Raw genomic sequence first — 18,621 nt, 5'->3', positions numbered from 1 at the left:
TGCCCCTTGCTCTCAGCGGGACAGCGAGGGATTGGTGAGGGGGAGCTGATGGGCCGCACGAAATTCCGGGTCAGGCTGCCTTGCGCTCAGCAGGGCAGCAAGGGGTTGGTGAGGGGAGGCAATGGCATCTGGTGTCTGTGTCAGGCGCGGGGGTGGGCTTGGCGGTATGCGGTGCGGAGGCGGTCGATCGAGACGTGGGTGTAGATCTGGGTCGTGTTGAGGGAGGCGTGACCGAGTAGTTCCTGGACGCTGCGCAGGTCCGCGCCCCCTTCGAGCAGGTGGGTTGCCGCGGTGTGCCGCAGTCCGTGTGGGCCCATGTCCGGGGCGCCCTCGGTCTGGGCCAGCCGCGCGTGCACCACCCGTCGTACGGTGCCGGCGTCGATCCGGCCGCCACGGACTCCGAGGAAGAGGGCCGGCCCGGAGCGTTCCCGAACCCAGATGGGACGCCCGTTGATGCACCACCGGTCCAGAGCTCGAAGCGCCGGCAGCCCGAACGGCACGGAACGCTCCTTTCGTCCCTTGCCCAGGACCCTGATGACATGCCGGTCCCGGTCCACGTCATCGACATCGAGCGCGCAGAGCTCACCCACGCGCACACCTGTGGCGTACAGAAGCTCAAGGATGGCCTGGTCTCGAAGGTCCTTGGGATCGCCGGTGGACTGCGGCGCGCTCAGGACGGTCTGCGCCTGTTCCTGGTCGAGCACGGCAGGCAAGGGACGTGGCGCCTTGGCGCTGCCCAACAACAAGCCGGGGTCGGCCGCCAGCCAACCCCGGCGGTGGCAGTACGCGGTGAAGGTACGGACGCAGGCCGTTCTGCGGGCCAGCGTGGCTCTTGCCTTGCCCGCACTGTGCTGGTCGGCCAGCCAGCCTCGCAGCTCGCTGATGTCCAGGCCGTCAAGCCGTCCACGGAGGTGGTCGAGCAGGGCGGTGATGTCGGAGAGGTAGGCGCGCACCGTATGTGAGGAAAGGTCTCGCTCGAACCGCAAATATCTCTCGAACTCGGCAAGCACTTCGTCGGCATCCAAGTCACGGTTCAGATCAGGGTTCAGAGCACGATTCAGGCCGGCGTTCACATCCGGGTTCAGGTCGAGGTTCAGATCGTGATTCGGGTCGCTGCTCAGGCTGTCATTCACGTCGCGGTTCAGGTTGTCGTTCAGGTCGTTGTTCAAGGCTTCACCCACTGTCCCCACGAACGTTCGCCATTACTTGTCACTGCTGTGCCGCCCGATGCCTCGGGCTCGCTATGGGGCCGTGTGCAGCTCAACCTCCCGAGCGTCCGTCCGAGCGGCCTGGCACGGCACGGCACGTACGGCGGCTACGGCGCGCGGTTGAGCATCGCATTACCCACATGTCAGTCATTTTCGGTCGCTTCCATGCCCCCGTCCCCCACCATCTCACCCCATGAACTCTCCGCCTGGGTCTTGGTGGCCATCACATCGGTGGTGCCGCATGCCCCTACGTCGCAAGGGTTGGTCAGCTAGGGGAGTGCGAGTTCTTCGGGATGGGGCGGGGGTGGGGTGTCGTCTTCCGCAGGTGGCGGGAGGTCTGTGGCTGGGGCTTCGTTGGCCGGGGGTGGGGCCAGGGCCATGGTTTCTGGGGCTTTCGAGTAGCTCGATGTGGTTTTGCGTAGGCGCCAACCGCCGCCAGCTCGTTCTATGTATCCGGCCGCGGCCAAACCGCCCAGGGCGCTCAGCGTGATGTCCATGCTGACGCCCGCTGAGACCGCTATCGACGCCGGGCCGGCGCCTCCGCGGGTGGGGATGGCGTCCAGGACTCTCTTGGTGGATTCGTTCAGACCGTCGCGGGGGACGACGGGCGTCCGGGTCTGGGGGGCCAGGTCGTCGCCGATGACGCCGACGAGTTCGATCATTTCCTCCGGAGTGGTGACACAGACCGCCTTGCGTTCGCGCAGGAGCTTGTGACAGCCGGCCGACAACGCGGACGTGGTGGGCCCGGGCACGGCGCCCAGGTGCCGGTTGAGAGTGAGCGCGTGGCCGGCGGTGTTCAGGGCACCGCTGCGCAGGGCTGCCTCCACGACGGCCGTGCCCCTGGTCAGGGCGGCGATGAGGCGGTTCCTGATCAGGAAGCGGGCACGGGTGGGGTGGACGCCGGGCGGGCATTCGCTCATCACGACGCCCTGCTCGCGGGCTTGGGCGAAGAGCTCCTGGTGGCCGCTCGGGTAGCAGATGTCCACTCCGCAGGCGAGAACGACCACCGTGGGCGAGCCGCCCAGCAGGGCGCCCTTGTGGGCCGCGCCGTCCACCCCGTAGGCGCCGCCGGAGACGACGGACCAGCCCGCTTCGCTGAGGCCGATGCCGAAGTTGGCCGCGATGTGCAGGCCGTACTGGGTGGCGGCCCGGGCTCCTACGACGGCCACGGACTGCAGGCAGGCGAAACGGAGGTCTGCCGTGCCGTGCAACCAGAGGCCGAGGGGGCGGCTCGGGCCGAGATCGTCCAGTTGCGTGGGCCATTCGGGATCGCCGGGGACGATCAGCCTGGCTCCGTGCTTCTCACCGGCCTCCAGATCGGCGGCGGGCTTCGACGCCGCCAGCCTAAGGAACCAGGCGTTCAGCCGCCCCGACAGGTCACACGGACGTTCCTGCCGGGACTCCCGGGCGGTGAAGGCCGGTGGAAGTGCGCGCTCGCGGATCGCCTCCACCGCTCCGGAGGCACCGAGGTGCGCCACCAGACGGCCCATGGCCGTGTCGCCCACGTCGGCGGCTCGCATGAGGGCCGCACGTGCCTCATGCTCTGGACTGGTCACAGGGGCCTCCTGGTGATTTCATGGGCGGGTTCGTGGGCAAGCGGTTGGCCGGGGTCACGGTCGTACTCCGAGCCAGAAGCCGAGGGCTGCGGTGGTCTCGTCCTCTTCTGGGCGGTCCTTGCCGGCGAGGTCGGCGAGGGTCCAGGCGACGCGCAGCGTGCGGTCGAGGCCGCGGGCGGTGAGTGAGCCCGAGTCGAGGCAGGAGGTCATGGGCTTCATCGCCGCATCCGAAGGACGGAAGTCGGAGTGGAGGACGGATGAGGGGATCTCGGCGTTCGTCCGCCAGGGGGTGTGGGCCAGGCGTTTGACGGCGCGTTCGCGGGCCAGCAGGACGCGTTCGGCCACTGTCTCGCTGGATTCGACGAAGTGCCGGTCGGCCAGGAGTTCGCGTCTGGACGAACGGGCGACCGTGACCTTCATGTCGATGCGGTCGAGGAGGGGGCCGGACAACCGGCCCAGGTATCGGCGTCTTGTGGTGGGCGAACAGCGGCACGTCGCGCCGGCCTGGTCGTCGGCCTGGGCGCAGGGGCACGGGTTGGCCGCCAGGACCAGCATGAACCGGGCGGGGAACGTGACCGACGCCGCGGATCTGGACACCGTGACGCGCCCCGACTCCAGCGGTTGCCGCAACGAGTCGAGGACGTGACGAGGGAACTCGGGAGCCTCGTCCATGAACAGCAGGCCCCTGTGCGCGAGAGAGACCGCTCCTGGACGGACGACCGTGCTGCCACCACCGATGATGGCGGCCGCCGTCGCCGTGTGGTGGGGGCTGACGAACGGCGGACGGTTGATCATGGGACTGTCCGGCGGCAGCAACCCCGCGACCGAGTGGATGGCCGTGACCTCCAGGGCGTGGTCGAGCTCCAGGTCCGGCAGGAGGGTGGGAAGGCGTTCGGCCAACAGGGTCTTGCCCGTGCCGGGCGGGCCCACCATCCACAGGTTGTGGCCCCCCGCGGCGCACACTTCCAACGCTCGGCGGGCCACGGGCTGGCCGACGACGTCCGCCAGGTCGACGGCGGACTGGGCCACGGGCTTGGGCGTGTCGACACGGTCATCGGCCACGGGTTCGGGCGGCTTGTCGCCTTTGCGTAGCCATTCGACCAGTTGGCGCAGGTGAGCCACCGGGACCACGTTCACGTCGGGGACCAGGCCGGCTTCCCCCGAGTTCTCCGACGGGACGATGATCGTGGCGTCTTCGTGCGCGGCCGCGGCGCCGAGGATGGACGGGAGCACCCCGCGCACGGGCCTGATGCGACCGTCGAGGCCGAGTTCGCCCAGGAAGAAGGGCTCGGCGATGCGTTCCGCGGGGACGACTCCTGCGGCGCCCAGGATGGCCATGGCGATGGCGAGGTCGAACTGGGACCCGCGCTTGGGGAGGCTGGCGGGGAAGAGGCTGACGGTGATGCGGGCGTCCGGCCATGGGTAACTGCTGTTGACCACGGCGGATCGCACTCGGTCGCGGGCCTCGCTGAGCGCCGTGTCGGGAAGGCCGATGAGGTGGATGCCGGCCAGGCCGTTGCCCACGTCGGCCTCGACCTCGACGCTGCGGCCGCTCACCCCGACCAGCGCGACGCTGCGGGTCCGGGCCACGGCCATCTAGATCGCCCCCCGTATGTGGCGCAGGGCGAAGTTGCCCGCGAAACGCTCAAGGGCGATCACGTCGATGCGAACGGCTTCGAAGGACCGGGACTGCGCCGACAGCCATTTGGCGGCCAGCATGCGGAGCCGCGCCAGTTTGGTGTGGTTCACGGATTCCAAGGCTGTGCCGTGGGATCTGCTCGATCTGGTCTTGACCTCGACGACCACCAGGACCTGGCCGTCCACGGCGATGATGTCGATCTCGCCGCGCCGGCAGCGCCAGTTGCGTTCGAGGATCGTCATCCCCTTGGCTTCGAGGTAGATGGCGGCCAGGTGCTCGCCCTCTTTGCCGAGCTCGTCTTTCGGGGCCATGGGTGGCGTCCCTTCGTCCGTCGTCGGTGCGGTGTTCGGTCACCGACCTTGGCGGATGGCGGGGAGATCAGATGGAGGCGAACGGGGTTCTGGGGATAACCGGGAGAGCTGGGCGGCGGCTTGTGGATAGCTCGCCACAACGGAGACTCGTTGCCGGCACCGGGAGGCGTCGTCATCGGTGCGTCCCATGCCGGACGACGGAACCGGACGTTGCTGATCAGGCGCAATATACGGGGTGACGGTCCTGCGTAGATGGTTCACGCCATGGAGTCTGCAACTGCCCAGCTCCGGCGGACGATGGCGGACCACGCACCCTACGGCCCCTGCGCCGCCCCCTGCGGCCCTCCACAGCCCCTGAAGCCCATGCGGACGGCTGACGGCGATGGTGTGACACGACGCGGACCATTTCGCGAGGCGGCACGTGCCGGGCGGCATATGGCAGGAGGCGGGTCCCACGCGGCGGGGAGGCGGCCCCACGCGGCGGGATGGGGAAAGACGCCCTGTGTGCTGGGCCAGATGGCGTTCATCTTGAGCTAGCTGCCAACGCTTTTCGCGGGCCAGGCGTCGCTACCCCGAGCCGGCTAGCGCTTCCGCATGCCCGGCGGCCCCACCTTGCGTTCAACGACGACTCACCGCAGGCCGGATGACGGCCAATGCGTGCTGATGGCGCCGGCGTGGACGCGGGAGCGCCCAAGCCCACGCCAGTGCCGAGCGGGTGCCGAGCGGGTGCCGACAATGCCCGGCAATCAGCAGACGAGGTGCCAGCGAGCAGCAGGGGATGGTCAGCATGTGCCGGTGCGCGGGTCGCATGCGCACAAGGCACCGAGAACCCCCGCCATCCCACCGGCCCCGCCTCGACGGCGCCCCTTCGACCTACCCCGAGAACCCTTCCTTGGGCATCTCCAGGTCGGCCTTGGCCAGCTCTTCGACGTTCACATCCTTGAACGTGACCACCCGCACGTTCTTCACGAACCGCGCCGGCCGGTACATGTCCCACACCCAGGCGTCCTGCATCTTCACATCGAAGAAGACGTCGCCGTTCTCCGCCGTACGGACGTCGAGATCGACCGAGTTGGTCAGATAGAACCGACGCTCGGTCTCCACGACGTATGTGAACAACCCGACGACATCACGGTATTCGCGGTAAAGCTGCAGCTCCATCTCGGTTTCATATTTTTCGAGATCCTCTGCGCTCATCGCGGTCCTCCTGTCGTACCGGTCCCCCGGTTCGCCTGCTCAGGCAACCCCGGCCCCCATCTCATTTTCACCCATGCCCCTGGCCACCGTGACGAAGGAGTAACGGTGTTCGGGGCACGGGCCATGTCTCTCCAGTGCCAAACGGTGTCCTGGCGTGACATACCCCTTGTGCTCGGCGAAACCGTACTGAGGGAACCTTCGATCCAGCTCGACCATCAGGCGGTCCCTCGTCACCTTGGCCACGATCGACGCGGCCGCCACGCAGGCGGCCACCTGATCCCCCTTCCACACCGCCAGGGACGGCGCGGGCATCCCGGGCACCGGGAAGCCGTCCGTGAGGATGTACTCCGGATCACATGGCAACTGCGCCACAGCCCGCCGCATTCCGGAGATGTTGCTCCGGTGCAGCCCCCGGGCGTCGATCTCGGCGGCCGGGATCACCACGACGCCCACGTGGGCGGTCGCGACGACGCGGTCGTACAAACGCTCACGCACCAGCGGAGACAGCAACTTGGAGTCACCGAGACCGTCGATCTCCCTGCGCAGGACGACGGCCGCGACGACCAGCGGTCCGGCGCAGGCGCCGCGGCCCGCCTCGTCGACACCCGCGATCGGGGTCAGCCCACGGCGGGCCAGCGCCCGCTCGTAGGCGTAGAGTCCGGAATCGCGCCGGACGACGCTCGGTCGAGGGCGGAACGCAACTGTCATGACACTCGAAGCGTACGCCCCATTCGCCGCAAACCGCGACCGAAAGCCCCTTACTTGACCTTGTCGAAAGTCTCGGGCGTGGAGAACAGGTAGCCGCGCGAAAGCGGCCAGTAGCGGACGACCGCCTTGCCGATCACGTCGTCGACGGAGATGAAGCCGCCGCCGGGCTCGTCCATGTGGGCGCGCGAGTCCGCCGAGGCGGTGCGGTGGTCGCCCATCAGCCACAGTTTGCCAGCCGGGACGGTGACGCTGAACTTGTCGCCACCGCCGAAGTCGCCGGGGTAGAGGTAGGACTCCTCGTCGAGCGGCGTGCCGTTGACGCTGATGCGGTGCTTGGAGTCGCAGCACACCACCTTGTCGCCGCCGACGCCGATGACCCGCTTGATGGTGTCCTCGCCGGTGCGCCAGCCCTTGAAGACCACGATGTCGCCGCGCTCGGGATCGCCCGCCAGCTTGTTGACGAAGACCCGGTCGTTGATGAGCAGGGTGTTCTCCATCGACTCCGACGGGATGTAGAACGACCCGATCACGAACGCCTGGAGCAACAACGCGATGCCCACGCCGAGCACTAGCAGCAGGACGGTCTCCCGGAAACCGCCCTTTTTCTTCTCTTTGGCCACGCCCTCCGCCTTCTTGGTGACGGCCATCAGCGCTTCCTCCCCAACCGGCGCCGACGAACCAGGACCAAGGGTACGGCCAGCCCGAACCCGGCCACCAGCGGTACGGAGCCTCCGAGTGCCTGAAGCGCGGGCTGCGCGAAGGTGTCGGGTATGGACAACACGCCCGCCCGGTTGAACGGCCAGACGATCACGAAGGCCCGGCCGATGACCTGACCTTCGGGAATCGAGCCGCCGCCCTGGTCGCCGGTGTGCGAGCGGGAGTCGAGCGAGACGGAACGGTGGTCGCCCATCACCCACAGCCGCCCGGGCGGCACGGTGATGTCGAAGAACCTGTCGGACGGCACGTTGCCCGGATAGAGGTAGCTCTCCTCGTCGATGGCCGTGCCGTTGACCGTGATGCGCCCCTTGGAGTCGCAGCACTTGACGTGGTCGCCGCCCACGCCGATGACCCGCTTGATGTAGTCCTTCTCGCCGGGGACGACGCCGAAGGCCGTGCCGACCCAGCGGAAGAAGGCCGCGATCGGGTTGGACGGCTCCTCGACCTCGAACTCGCCGTCCCAGGAGTCGACGCCGGAGAAGACGACCACGTCGCCGCGCTCGATGTCACGGGTGTGGTAGACGAGCTTGTTGACCAGGACCCTGTCGTTCTTGAGCAGGGTGTTCTCCATGGACTCCGACGGAATGTAGAAGGCCTGGATCACGAACGTCTTGATGATCAGGGCCAGCACGAGAGCCACAACGACAAGAACGGGAAGTTCTTTCCAGAACGACCCCTTCTTCTCCTTGTCGCCCTTTGCCGGCTTCTGAGTCTCTTCGGCGACCACGTCCACCTCGTCCTCGACAGGGCGGCGCGAAGCGCCGTACTCCTGGTCTTCGCTTGTCATCGCTGACGAGCCTAGATGATGGAACGGCTCGACAAGCCTCGACCGACGTTACACCCACGCACGAGTCGCTCCACATAAAGGAAATGGCCCCGCAAAGCCGAAAGGCCCGTGCGGTGCACGGGCCTTTCGGAAAAGATTGGGGTTACTTCGCGGGCGCGGTCTCACGCTTCTCGCGGATACGGGCGGCCTTGCCGCGCAGGTCGCGCATGTAGTAGAGCTTGGCGCGACGCACGTCACCGCGGGTCACGAGCACGATCTTCTCGATGACCGGGCTGTGCACCGGGAAGGTGCGCTCGACGCCGACGCCGTAGCTGACCTTGCGGACCGTGAAGGTCTCGCGGGCGCCGCTGCCCTGCCGGCGCAGCACGAAGCCCTTGAAGACCTGGATACGGGAGCGGTTGCCTTCGACGACTCGTACGTGGACCTCGAGCGTGTCACCGGGGCGGAACGCCGGGACGTCGCTCCGAAGGGTCGCCTTCTCGAGCTCCTGGATCTTCGTGTGCATGAGAGCTGTCCTCAAGTCCTCGCGAGCACGCGGAGGTCCACCCGGCCGGAGCTCGCGGCGGACACGCTTGCTGATTTGATGAACCCGGGACCGTTACCCGGGCATGACGGACCAACCGTGTGATGGTCGGCAGCGATTCAGTTTGCCACATCTTCCGGCCGGACGCGAAACGAGAGCTCGTCGAGCAGCTTCCTGTCGTGCTTGTCGAGCGTCTCGGGATCGAGTGCCGCGGCCAGTTCCGGCCGGTTCCGCACCGTACGCCGGAGCGCCTCGTCCCGTCGCCATCGGGCGACTTTTCCGTGATGTCCGGACAGCAGCACCGCGGGCACCTCGTGCCCGCGCCAGACCGGCGGCTTGGTGTAGACCGGGCCCTCGACCAGGTTCTGCATCGAACCCGGCGCGAAGGAGTCGTCCACGGCCGACTGGGCGTTGCCCAGCACGCCGGGCAGCAGCCTGCCGACGGCCTCGACCATCACCAGCACCGCGACCTCGCCGCCGGCCAGCACGTAGTCGCCGATGCTGACCTCGTCGACGCGCAGCCGGGCGCCGTACTCGGCCATGACCCGCGAGTCGATGCCCTCGTAACGCCCGCAGGCGAACAGCAGCCACGGCTCGGCGGCCAGCTCCTGGGCCGTCTCCTGGGTGAACGGCCGCCCGCTCGGCGTCGGCACGATGACCCGCGGCGCGCCGTCGCCGATCACCGAGTCGATGGCCTCGCCCCAGACCTCGGGCTTCATCACCATGCCGGGACCGCCGCCGTACGGCGTGTCGTCGACCGTCCTGTGCACGTCGTGCGCCCAGTCGCGGAGCTGGTGGACGCGTACGTCGAGGGTGCCGCGCTCGCGCGCCTTGCCGATCAGCGAGACGTCGAGCGGGGCGAAGTACTCGGGGAAGATGGAGATGATGTCGAGGCGCATCACAGCAGGCCCTCTGGCGGGTCGACGACCAGGCGCCCGCCCGTCAGATCGACCTCGGGCACCAGGGCCTTGACGAACGGGATGAGCGCGTCGTCCTGCCCGCGCCGGCGCACGACCAGCAGGTCCTGGCCGTGGTGCAGCACGTCGGTGACCTCGCCGACGGCCTCGCCCGACACGGTCTCCACCGCCAGCCCGACGAGCTGGTGGTCGTGGAACTCGTCCGGGTCGTCCGACGACTCCACGTCGGCCGAGTCGATGACCAGCATGGTGCCCCGGAGCTCCTCGGCCGCGTCACGGCCGTGCACGCCCTCGAACGCGATCAGCAGCACGCCCTTGTGCCAGCGGCGGCTCTCGACCACGAGCGGCCCCGCGCTCGCCGGGTCGGTCGCGACGGCCACGCCCTCGGCGAAGCGCAGCTCGGGATCGTCGGTGCGCACCTCCACGGTCACCTCGCCGCGTACACCGTGCGGACGGCCTATCCGGCCGACGACCAGCTGCACGTAAACCCACCTTCTCCTAACGCAAGCGCCCCCATCAGCCCTTTCGGGACCGATGAGGGCGCGAATTCCTGACGCTAACGGACTGCTTCGTCCAGGTCGAGCAGATCGACCCGTACGTACTTCCCGTCGGCCAGGGCGTTCACAACGGTGCGCAGCGCCTTGGCGGTGCGCCCGCCGCGTCCGATGACCTTGCCCAGGTCCTCGGGGTGCACCCGGACCTCCAGGACGCGCCCGCTGCGAATGCGGCGAGCGCGGACCCGGACATCGTCGGGATGTTCGACGATGCCCTTAACGAGGTGCTCGAGAGCCTCCTCGAGCACGTCAGCCCTCGCCCTCGGTCGGGGTCTCGGCGGCGGGGGCGGCCTCAGCCTCTTCCTTCTTCTTGGCACGCTTGGGCGCCGTGGTGGCGGCCGTGCCGGTGTCGCCACCGGACAGCGCCTCCTTGGCCGCGGCCTCGTAGAGGGCGTGACGGTCGGGCGCGGGCTCGGCGACCAGCAGCGGCGCCGGGGCGGCCTCGCCCTTGAACTTCTGCCAGTCACCGGTGAGCTTGAGCAGCTTGAGCACCGGCTCGGTCGGCTGCGCGCCGACACCCAGCCAGTAGGCCGCACGCTCGGCGTTGACCTCGATGCGCGAAGGGTTTTCCTTCGGGTGGTACAGGCCGATCTCCTCGATCGCCCGGCCGTCACGCTTGGTGCGGCTGTCGGCGACGACGATTCGGTACTGAGCGTTGCGGATCATGCCGAGCCGCTTGAGCTTGATCTTGACTGCCACTGGTGTGGTCTCTCCTGCATTCGAGCGTGGGTGAACGGCACCTCATCGAGTGGGGCACGATGAGAGGACGTTCCAGGGACAGGCGTGGCCGGCAGGAGATGAGAGGGCACCCACCTGGTCACGATGTTCCAACATGTCATTCTGCCAGACCGCGGACAGTGCCTTCGACCTGTCCCGGCAGGCCGCGGCAAAGGCTCGGCAAGGGGCGCGTGTCACCTCGCCCGACTTGATCAACTTCCCTGCGGAATGGGTGGGTGACCACCACGACCAATCCGCTGTTCACGCGCGCGCGGCTGCTCACCGCCGGCGCGTCCGTCCTGCTCACCGGCGCCTTGTTCGGGCTTACGGCCACCGCCGCGGCGGGCGAGTTCGCCAACGCCAACGGTATCGGCCTGACCGTCACCGAGATCCCGGAACTGGGCCAGCCGGGTTTCTCCGGCACCTGGGGCACCGCGTCCGTCGGGCCCGACCCCGGCACCGACACCGGCGACTGGAGCGACCCCGACGGGGTCACCGACTTCGTCAGCCTGGCCAACGAACAGATCCAGGCCGACGGCCTCGACGCGCCGGACGTCTGGGAGGCCAGCGCGCAACTGGTCGTCAACACCCTTCAGCTCAACCCGGACGCGTCCGAGCCGCTGCTGGTCACGGGCAACGTGGAGACGCACGCGCGGTGCACGCCGCCGGCTCCGGCGATGGCATCCGTACAGGCGGCGCCGGGGACCATCACGGTGCTCGGCGTGCCCGTGGAGCAGGGGACCACGGAGGTGCCCGCGACGGGCGCGCAGCTCGGGTACCCCGGCGTGTACGACGGGATCCTGACGGTCGTCAGGACCGACAACGCCACGACGAACGACGCGACCTCCGCCGAGGCGGACATGACGATCTCGATCTCGGCCACCCTGCGGGACGCCGACGGGAACGTCGTCTACGAGGGGCCGCTCACGGAGGTCACCATCGGCCGGGTGGAGGTCAACTGCGTCCCCAACCAGCCCACCCCGACACCCACGATCACGCCCACGGTGACCCCGACACCCACGCCCACCGTCACTCCGACGCCCACCGTGACGCCCACCCCCACGGTGACCCCCACGGTGACCCCGACACCCACGGTCACGCCCACGGTGACGCCCACGCCCACCGTGACGCCGACCGTGACACCGACGCCCATGCCCACGCCGACCGTGACACCGACGCCCACCGTCACGCCGACACCCACCGCGACCCCCACGGTGACGCCGACACCCACCGTCACTCCGACGCCGAACCCGACGCCCACCCCGACTCCGACGCCCACGCCGAGCCCAACGCCCACGCATGACTGCACCCACAAGCCGCACAAGACTCACAAGCCGTACGAGCACAGCTACTGGCCACCTTGCGAGTGGCCGCACATCCCGCATGAGCCACACCACCACGGCGGCCCCAACGGTCATCACTGGCCCGCCGACCACGGCGGCGAGTTCGGCCCGGCGCACGAAGACGCCTGGGTAACCCAGAGGTCGCCGCTCACCGGCCTGCCGATGTGGATGCCCGTAACGGCCGCCTCAGGCTGGCTCCTCATGGACCCCGCTCTGCAGTGGATGCTCCTTTGCCGTTAGAGCAGGCCGAACGGCCTCACATCCGCGCCCGGTGACCCACCACGGTCCCGGGCGCGCCCCCGTTCGGACCAGCGCCCACGCACCGGAGAACAGCGACGCAGCCCCGACGCGCGGACCACCATCAGGGAGCCGGCGCGAGCAGGGGCCGACGTGAGAAAGGCCGCCGCGCGCAAGAGCAACGGCGAAACCACCAGCACCAAGTCCGCCCGTCGGAGCAGGGCCCGCAGGCGGACGCGGCGGACGTGGCAGGCGTGCCGCCGAGCCGGGCGGACGTGCGGGCGGGCCGGGTGGGGCGGGCGGGTCAAGTGTCGTGCCCGCCCCGGTCGGCGCTGTTACTGCCCGGGCAGCTTCAGCTTCGACGGGTCGAAGCCCGGCGGCAGTTCGAGGCCCGGCGGCAGCTTGCCGCCCAGGTTCCCCAGCACTCCCCCGGCCTTGGGCGCGCCGCCCTCGCCGTCGGGCGAGGATGACGCCGACTTCTCCAGGCCCGCCTTGCGCGGGTCGCCGCTGACGCGCCGCCCCTTCTTGGCCTTCTTCTGGGCCTTGGACGCCTTCCCGCGCCCCCCGGGCATGCCCGGCAGCCCCATGCCCCCGGCCACCCGCTTCATCATCTTCTGCGCCTCGAAGAAGCGCGTGACGAGGTTGCTCACGGCGCTGACCGTGACGCCGGAGCCGGCGGCGATGCGGGCGCGGCGGGAGCCGTTGATGATCTTCGGGTCCTGCCGCTCGCCGGGCGTCATCGAGCGGATGATGGCGGCGATGCGGTCGAGGTCGCGGTCGTCGATGGAGTTGAGCTGGTCGCGCATCTGCCCCATGCCGGGCATCATGCCGAGCAGGTTCTTGATGGGGCCCATCTTCTGGACCATCATCATCTGCTCGAGGAAGTCGTCGAGCGTGAAGTTCTCGCCCGAGGTGAGCTTGCCCGCCATCTTGGCGGCCTGCTCCTCGTCGAACGTCTTCTGCGCCTGCTCGATCAGGGTGAGGATGTCACCCATGTCGAGGATGCGGGAGGCCATCCGGTCGGGGTGGAAGGCGTCGAAGTCTTCCAGCTTCTCGCCGGTGGAGGCGAACATGATCGGGCGGCCGGTGATGTGCCGCACCGACAGCGCGGCGCCGCCGCGGGCGTCGCCGTCGAGCTTGGTCAGCACGACGCCGTCGAAGCCGACGCCGTCCATGAACGCCTGGGCCGTGGTGACGGCGTCCTGGCCGATCATGGCGTCGACCACGAACAGGACCTCGTCGGGGCGGACCGCGTCGCGGATGTCGGCGGCCTGCTTCATCATCTCCTGGTCGATGCCCAGGCGACCGGCGGTGTCGATGATGACGATGTCGTGGTTGAGCCGCCGGGCCTCGTCGATCGAGCGGCGGGCGACGTCGACCGGGTCGCCGACGCCGCTGCCCGGCTCGGGCGCGAAGACGGCGACCTGGGCGCGCTCGCCCACGACCTGGAGCTGCTGCACGGCGTTGGGCCGCTGGAGGTCGGCGGCGACCAGCAGGGGCGCGTGGCCCTGCTCGCGCAGCCACCGGGCCAGCTTGCCGGCCAGGGTGGTCTTACCGGCGCCCTGGAGACCCGCGAGCATGACGACGGTCGGCGCGGTCTTGGCGAAGCGGAGCCTGCGGGTCTCGCCGCCGAGGATCTCGATCAGCTCGTCATTGACGATCTTGACGACCTGCTGCGCCGGGTTGAGCGCCTGGGAGACCTCGGCGCCGCGGGCGCGCTCCTTGACCTGGGCGACGAACGCCTTGACCACCGGGAGCGCGACATCGGCCTCGAGCAGGGCGATGCGGATCTCGCGGGTGGTGGCGTCGATGTCGGCGTCGGACAGCCGACCCTTGGATCGGAGGGAGGAGAAGACCGATGTCAGCCGGTCGGAAAGCGTCTCGAACACGTGGTTGGCCAGTCCTCGAAGCGAATGTACGTCTAAGACTTCAGCCTATCCGCTCTCCTAGCCGCTCCAGCCTGGCACGGCCATCCGGACGGTCAACGCGTGCTCGACGAGGTTGATCAGGGCGCTTTTGACCGAGTCCTTCTGGCGGGCGTCGAGACGCACCAGCGGGATGTGGGGGGCCAGCGTGAGGGCGTCGCGGACCTCGGCGTCGCTGTGGGCGTACGTGCCGTCCCAGCCGTTGATCCCCACGATGAAGGGGAGTTGCGCCTCCTCGAAATAGTCGATCGCGGGGAAGCTGTCGGCCAGGCGGCGGGTGTCGACCAGCACGACCGCGCCGATGGCGCCGCGGACCAGGTCGTCCCACATGAACCAGAACCGGTGCTGTCCGGGCGTGCCGAACAGGTACAGGATCAGGTCGCGGTCGAGCGAGACGCGGCCGAAGTCCATCGCGACGGTCGTGGTCGACTTCAGCGGCGTCATGCCCAGGTCGTCGATGCCGGCGGAGGCGTCCGTCATGACGGCCTCCGTCGTGAGCGGCATGATCTCCGAGACCGCGCCGACGAACGTCGTCTTGCCCACGCCGAAGCCGCCGGCCACCACGATCTTCGTCGAGGTCAGACCGGGGCTAGAGCCTGCGAAGTCCACTGAGCACCCTTTCCAGCAGGTTGACGTCCGGCCTACCCGCCTCCAGCGCAGGCTGATGCACCCGTACCAGGCCCTCGGCCGCCATGTCGGCGATCAGAACACGCACCACACCGAGCGGGATCCGCAGCAGCGCCGACACCTCGGCGACCGACCGCACCTGACGGCAGAGCTGGCTGATCGCCTTGTACTCGGGAGTGATGTGGGAGAACTCCCGGTGTTCGGCCGTAGCCGACGAGACCAGGGCCTCCATGGCCAGCTTGACCTTGGGCGCGGTACGCCCGCCCGTCACCGCGTACGGGCGAACCGGCGAGGCCGGGTCCGAGCTGACCGGCGGCTGGGGCTCCCAACCACCGCTGTTCCAGGAATCCGTCACCTACATCACCTGGTCTGGCTGGCGCGCAGCTCCGCGCGCACCGCCGGGGTCAGCACCTGACCGGCGCGATCCACCATCAAGGTCATCTGGTACGCCACCAGCCCCATGTCGCAGTCGGGAGCCGCCAGGACCGCCAGACACGAGCCGTCGCTGATCGACATGATCAGCATCAGCCCGCGCTGCATCTCCACGATCGTCTGGTTGACCGCACCGCCTTCGAAGACCCTGGCCGCACCCTGCGTGAGACTCACCAGTCCCGACGCGATGGCGGCCAGCTGGTCGGCCCGGTCAGGCGGGAAACCCGACGATGCCGCGAGCGGCAATCCGTCGGATGACACGACCACCGCGTGCGCGACCCCCGGGACGGTACTGACGAAGTCGGTGATCAACCAGTCGACTCCGCGCGCCGAGTGGCTCAGGTCATTCACGCGCCCTCCTCCCTACTGTCGTTCCTCGGGCCGGATTGGTAGGTCCTGCCCTCGCTGATGTCGTCACGCGCTGCTCGGAAGCCCTGCTGGAAGCTCGACAACCTGCTGCGCACCCGGTCCGGCGAGACCGACGGCATGGGAGCCACGCCCTTGGGCGCGGACGCGGTGTCCGCCGATCCGGGCACCAGGTTGGCCTTGGGCACCCGCTTGGGCAGCCCGGCCGCCGTCGAGCCGTCGCGTACGGGCTCCACCACGGAGGCCGCCGCGTTCCAGCCGGCGTCGGCCTTGGCCGAGCCCCAGGTGGCGCTCGGCTCGCCCTGGTCGAACCAGGCCGACTCCACCGCGGCGAAGATCGGCAGGTATTCGTCCCCGCCGGAGGCGGGCTTGACGACGGGGATCGGGCCGGTCGCCGCCGACTCGGTCTCGGGGTAGTCGTACTTGGAGGCGGGCGACGTCTCCTGCGGAGGAGCCGACCAGGGGCGGGGCTCCTCGGGGGGCAGGCCGCGCTGCGGCGGCGCGTGCTCCCCGGTGACCGGCCCCCGCGAGGACACCCAGACGTCGGACGACGAGTCCGGCAGCCAGTCGGAGCCGGTGTTCGTCGACTCCGTCGAGGGCCACTGCGGCATCGCGGACGGCATCGCGGACGGCATGGAGGACTGCATCGAGGACGGCAGCGAGTTCGGCATCGACGGCCACGACCCGCCGGCCGGCTCGGACGGGTACGAGGGGTAGGACGGGTGCCCGGGGGCGAGCCCGAAGCCCGAGGCGCCGGGCCACTGCTGGGCCCCGGCGGCGGGCTGGGAGGCGGCGAAGGCGTCCTCGCGGGCGGTCGGGGCGGCGGTGTTGCCGCCGGCGCCGGCGACCGCGGCGGGCTGCGCGCCGAGCAGCGTCTCGGGGATGAGGACCATCGCAGTCAGGCCGCCGGAGCCGTGCGGGCGCAGCTGCACCCTGATGCCGTGCCGGTGGGCGAGCCTGGCGACCACGAACAGGCCCATGCGACGGGAGACCGACACGTCCACGGTGGGGGCGTCGGTCAGGCGCTCGTTGGCCTGGACCAGTTCCTCGCCGGTCATGCCGATGCCGGAGTCGCTGATGGAGAGCATGATCCCGCCGCCGTCGATCCTGCTGCCGGAGACGGGGACGCGGGTCTCGCGCGGGGAGAACGACAGCGCGTTCTCGATGAGCTCGGCCAGCAGGTGGATGACGTCGTTGACGGCCTGGCCGGCGATGGAGACGCCCTCGGGGACCTCCAGGACGACGCGCTCGTAGTTCTCGACCTCCGACAGGGAGGCGCGGGCGACGTCGACCAGCTTGACCGGCTGGCTCCAGCGCCGCGGCGGGTCCTGACCGGCCAGCACCAGCAGGTTCTCACTGTTGCGCCGCATACGCGTGGCCAGGTGGTCCAGCTTGAACAGGTTGCCGAGCCGCTGCTCGTCCTGCTCACCCTGCTCCAGACCGTCGATCAGGGTGATCTGCCGCTCCACCAGCGTCTGACTGCGCCGCGACAGGTTCACGAACATCGCGTTGACGTTCGAGCGGAGCCTGGACTCCTCGCCGGCCAGCCGGACGGCTTCGCGGTGGACCTCGTCGAAGGCGCGGGCGACTTCACCGATCTCGTCCTTGGAGTTGACCTCGATCGGCGGGACCTGGAGCTGTTCCGGGCTGACGTCGGTGTTGCGCAGCTGCCGGACCAGGTCGGGCAGCGTCTGGCCGGCGATCTTCAGGGCGTCCGAGCGCAGGCGGCGCAGCGGACGCACCAGCGAGCCGGCCATCAGGGCGGTGATCGCGAGGACCAGGACGAGCAGGCCCACCACGACGCCGATGTTGATCGCGGCGAGCTGCCGGTCGCTGCTGGCGATGTCGGCGCTTCGGGTGGCGATCTGCTCCGACAGCGACTTCTGCACGGTGTGCAGGCGCTCGACGGTCTCGGTGATGGACTGGAACCACTGGTCGGTGTCGTCCCTGGTCGAGGTGTCGAGCCGGCGCAGGGACTGGTTGGCGTTGTGCAGCAGCACCGCGCGGCTGGCGTAGAACTCGGCTCGGCCGATCTTCAGGCTGGCGACGGTGTTGTCGTAGAACTGGCGCTGCGCGGGCGTGGCGACGGCGCGGAAGGAGTCGCGCTCGCTGTTGCGGCGGGAGCGGGCGTCGAGGAAGGCGTTGTACTCCGGTTCCTCGAACGAGCCCCTGATCAGGGCGCTGGTCAGCAGGCCGCGCTGCTTGGAGGCCTCCTCCTCGGCGCGGGCGACGGCGCGCAGGGCCGCGCTGGTGGCGATGATCTCCTCGTCCGTGGAGCCCTGGCCGAGCTCGTCGTAGAGCTGCAGCAGCTCGGCGATGACCTCGGAGTACTTCTCGCTGGTGGGCAGCGGGCCGAGCTTGGTCTCGGCGACGGCCTTGCGCATCGTGGGGATCTGGCCGAGCCGGATCCGAATGTGGTCGAGGGACTTCCTGCCGAGGTCGGACAGCGACGTTTCGGACTTCTTCCCCGCCTCGAGGGTGCTGGCGATGCGCTTGTCGACGATCTCGTGCTGGCTCTTCAACCGCTGCTCGTCGGAGGCTCCGCGGTTGGTGGCGACGTGGCGGGTGGCCAGGTCGCGTTCGAGCCCGAGGTCGCGGGAGAGCTCGCCGAGCTGGGCGACCAGGGTCCCCACGCTGCTGATGTCCTGGTACTGCTGCGCGCTGTTGATCGACGTCGTGACCCGCAGGGCGCCGAGGACGACGGCGACGAGCGTGGGAATGGCGATGAGGGCGATGAGGCGGGTACGCACGCGCCAGTTGCGCAGGGCGAACGGGCTGCCCGCCTTGGGCGGGTGGGCCGGCTGCACCTCGCCGTCCGCGGCCTTTTCCGGGGCGTCCGGAGCCCTGCCACGACCGG

The 18,621-nt window shown here is 69.3% G+C and carries 19 protein-coding genes; 1 reads left to right on the top strand and 18 read right to left on the bottom strand.

Annotation, left to right across the window (positions count from 1 at the left end):
• Positions 1 to 140: 140 nt before the first annotated feature.
• The 13 genes from AB0J71_RS28800 to rpsP all read right to left on the bottom strand — a co-directional run bounded on the left by AB0J71_RS28800 (position 141) and on the right by rpsP (position 10,816).
• Positions 141 to 1,025, bottom strand: a complete 885-nt coding sequence (locus AB0J71_RS28800; protein WP_352323814.1) for a tyrosine recombinase XerC — start codon at positions 1,023 to 1,025, stop codon at positions 141 to 143.
• 452 nt (positions 1,026 to 1,477) lie between these two features.
• Positions 1,478 to 2,728, bottom strand: coding sequence for a DNA-processing protein DprA (dprA, locus tag AB0J71_RS28795; protein ID WP_364416895.1), 1,251 nt, complete (start codon positions 2,726 to 2,728; stop codon positions 1,478 to 1,480).
• 90 nt (positions 2,729 to 2,818) lie between these two features.
• On the bottom strand, positions 2,819 to 4,360 hold the full coding sequence (locus tag AB0J71_RS28790; protein ID WP_352323793.1) for a YifB family Mg chelatase-like AAA ATPase: 1,542 nt from the start codon (positions 4,358 to 4,360) through the stop codon (positions 2,819 to 2,821).
• A complete protein-coding gene (locus AB0J71_RS28785; RefSeq protein ID WP_352323792.1) occupies positions 4,361 to 4,714 on the bottom strand; it encodes a YraN family protein in 354 nt (117 codons plus the stop codon).
• Positions 4,715 to 5,587: 873 nt separating this feature from the next.
• On the bottom strand, positions 5,588 to 5,911 hold the full coding sequence (locus AB0J71_RS28780) for a DUF2469 domain-containing protein (protein WP_026215037.1): 324 nt from the start codon (positions 5,909 to 5,911) through the stop codon (positions 5,588 to 5,590).
• Positions 5,912 to 5,950: 39 nt separating this feature from the next.
• Positions 5,951 to 6,619, bottom strand: coding sequence for a ribonuclease HII (locus AB0J71_RS28775; RefSeq protein WP_364416892.1), 669 nt, complete (start codon positions 6,617 to 6,619; stop codon positions 5,951 to 5,953).
• A gap of 50 nt (positions 6,620 to 6,669) precedes the next feature.
• Positions 6,670 to 7,266, bottom strand: coding sequence for a signal peptidase I (gene lepB, locus AB0J71_RS28770; RefSeq protein ID WP_352330985.1), 597 nt, complete (start codon positions 7,264 to 7,266; stop codon positions 6,670 to 6,672).
• Positions 7,266 to 8,123, bottom strand: coding sequence for a signal peptidase I (gene lepB, locus AB0J71_RS28765; RefSeq protein ID WP_364389018.1), 858 nt, complete (start codon positions 8,121 to 8,123; stop codon positions 7,266 to 7,268). The genes lepB (AB0J71_RS28770) and lepB (AB0J71_RS28765) overlap by 1 nt, the downstream gene beginning before the upstream one ends.
• A 142-nt stretch (positions 8,124 to 8,265) precedes the next feature.
• Positions 8,266 to 8,628, bottom strand: coding sequence for a 50S ribosomal protein L19 (rplS, locus tag AB0J71_RS28760; protein ID WP_352329490.1), 363 nt, complete (start codon positions 8,626 to 8,628; stop codon positions 8,266 to 8,268).
• A 137-nt stretch (positions 8,629 to 8,765) separates the two neighbouring features.
• On the bottom strand, positions 8,766 to 9,545 hold the full coding sequence (trmD, locus tag AB0J71_RS28755; RefSeq protein WP_364416890.1) for a tRNA (guanosine(37)-N1)-methyltransferase TrmD: 780 nt from the start codon (positions 9,543 to 9,545) through the stop codon (positions 8,766 to 8,768).
• Entirely contained in the window at positions 9,545 to 10,045 is a 501-nt protein-coding gene (gene rimM, locus AB0J71_RS28750; protein ID WP_352329494.1) for a ribosome maturation factor RimM, read from the bottom strand. The genes trmD and rimM overlap by 1 nt, the downstream gene beginning before the upstream one ends.
• Positions 10,046 to 10,119: 74 nt before the next feature.
• Positions 10,120 to 10,365 carry an RNA-binding protein gene (locus AB0J71_RS28745; protein WP_020546537.1) on the bottom strand — a complete coding sequence of 82 codons (246 nt, stop codon included), beginning with the start codon at positions 10,363 to 10,365 and terminating at the stop codon, positions 10,120 to 10,122.
• Position 10,366: 1 nt separating this feature from the next.
• Entirely contained in the window at positions 10,367 to 10,816 is a 450-nt protein-coding gene (gene rpsP / locus AB0J71_RS28740; RefSeq protein WP_352329496.1) for a 30S ribosomal protein S16, read from the bottom strand.
• A gap of 254 nt (positions 10,817 to 11,070) precedes the next feature.
• Between rpsP and AB0J71_RS28735 the strand changes: the two genes are divergently transcribed.
• Positions 11,071 to 12,417: a hypothetical protein gene (locus AB0J71_RS28735; RefSeq protein ID WP_364416888.1), complete on the top strand. Its 1,347-nt coding sequence runs from the start codon at positions 11,071 to 11,073 to the stop codon at positions 12,415 to 12,417.
• Positions 12,418 to 12,749: 332 nt separating this feature from the next.
• Here AB0J71_RS28735 and ffh read toward each other — a convergent pair whose 3' ends face one another.
• Genes ffh through AB0J71_RS28710 form a run of 5 tightly spaced genes read right to left on the bottom strand, consistent with a single transcriptional unit; the run spans position 12,750 to position 18,571 of the window.
• The gene (ffh, locus tag AB0J71_RS28730; protein ID WP_352329499.1) at positions 12,750 to 14,303 is read right to left on the bottom strand and encodes a signal recognition particle protein; all 1,554 of its coding nucleotides are present in this window, start codon (positions 14,301 to 14,303) and stop codon (positions 12,750 to 12,752) included.
• A gap of 57 nt (positions 14,304 to 14,360) precedes the next feature.
• Complete coding sequence (locus AB0J71_RS28725) at positions 14,361 to 14,921, bottom strand: ATP/GTP-binding protein (RefSeq protein WP_352350493.1); 561 nt, start codon at positions 14,919 to 14,921, stop codon at positions 14,361 to 14,363.
• A gap of 7 nt (positions 14,922 to 14,928) precedes the next feature.
• Positions 14,929 to 15,321 (bottom strand): DUF742 domain-containing protein, encoded by a 393-nt coding sequence (locus tag AB0J71_RS28720; RefSeq protein WP_364389026.1) that lies wholly within the window; start codon positions 15,319 to 15,321, stop codon positions 14,929 to 14,931.
• Positions 15,322 to 15,326: 5 nt separating this feature from the next.
• Positions 15,327 to 15,749, bottom strand: a complete 423-nt coding sequence (locus AB0J71_RS28715; protein ID WP_364389029.1) for a roadblock/LC7 domain-containing protein — start codon at positions 15,747 to 15,749, stop codon at positions 15,327 to 15,329.
• Positions 15,746 to 18,571 (bottom strand): nitrate- and nitrite sensing domain-containing protein, encoded by a 2,826-nt coding sequence (locus AB0J71_RS28710; protein WP_364416886.1) that lies wholly within the window; start codon positions 18,569 to 18,571, stop codon positions 15,746 to 15,748. Before AB0J71_RS28710 ends, AB0J71_RS28715 begins: the two co-directional genes overlap by 4 nt.
• Positions 18,572 to 18,621: the final 50 nt, after the last annotated feature.

Source organism: Nonomuraea sp. NPDC049637 (assembly GCF_040675235.1).
GTDB lineage: Bacteria > Actinomycetota > Actinomycetes > Streptosporangiales > Streptosporangiaceae > Nonomuraea.
Note: the sequence above shows the minus strand (reverse complement) of the source record. Positions and strands in the feature narration are given on the sequence as shown.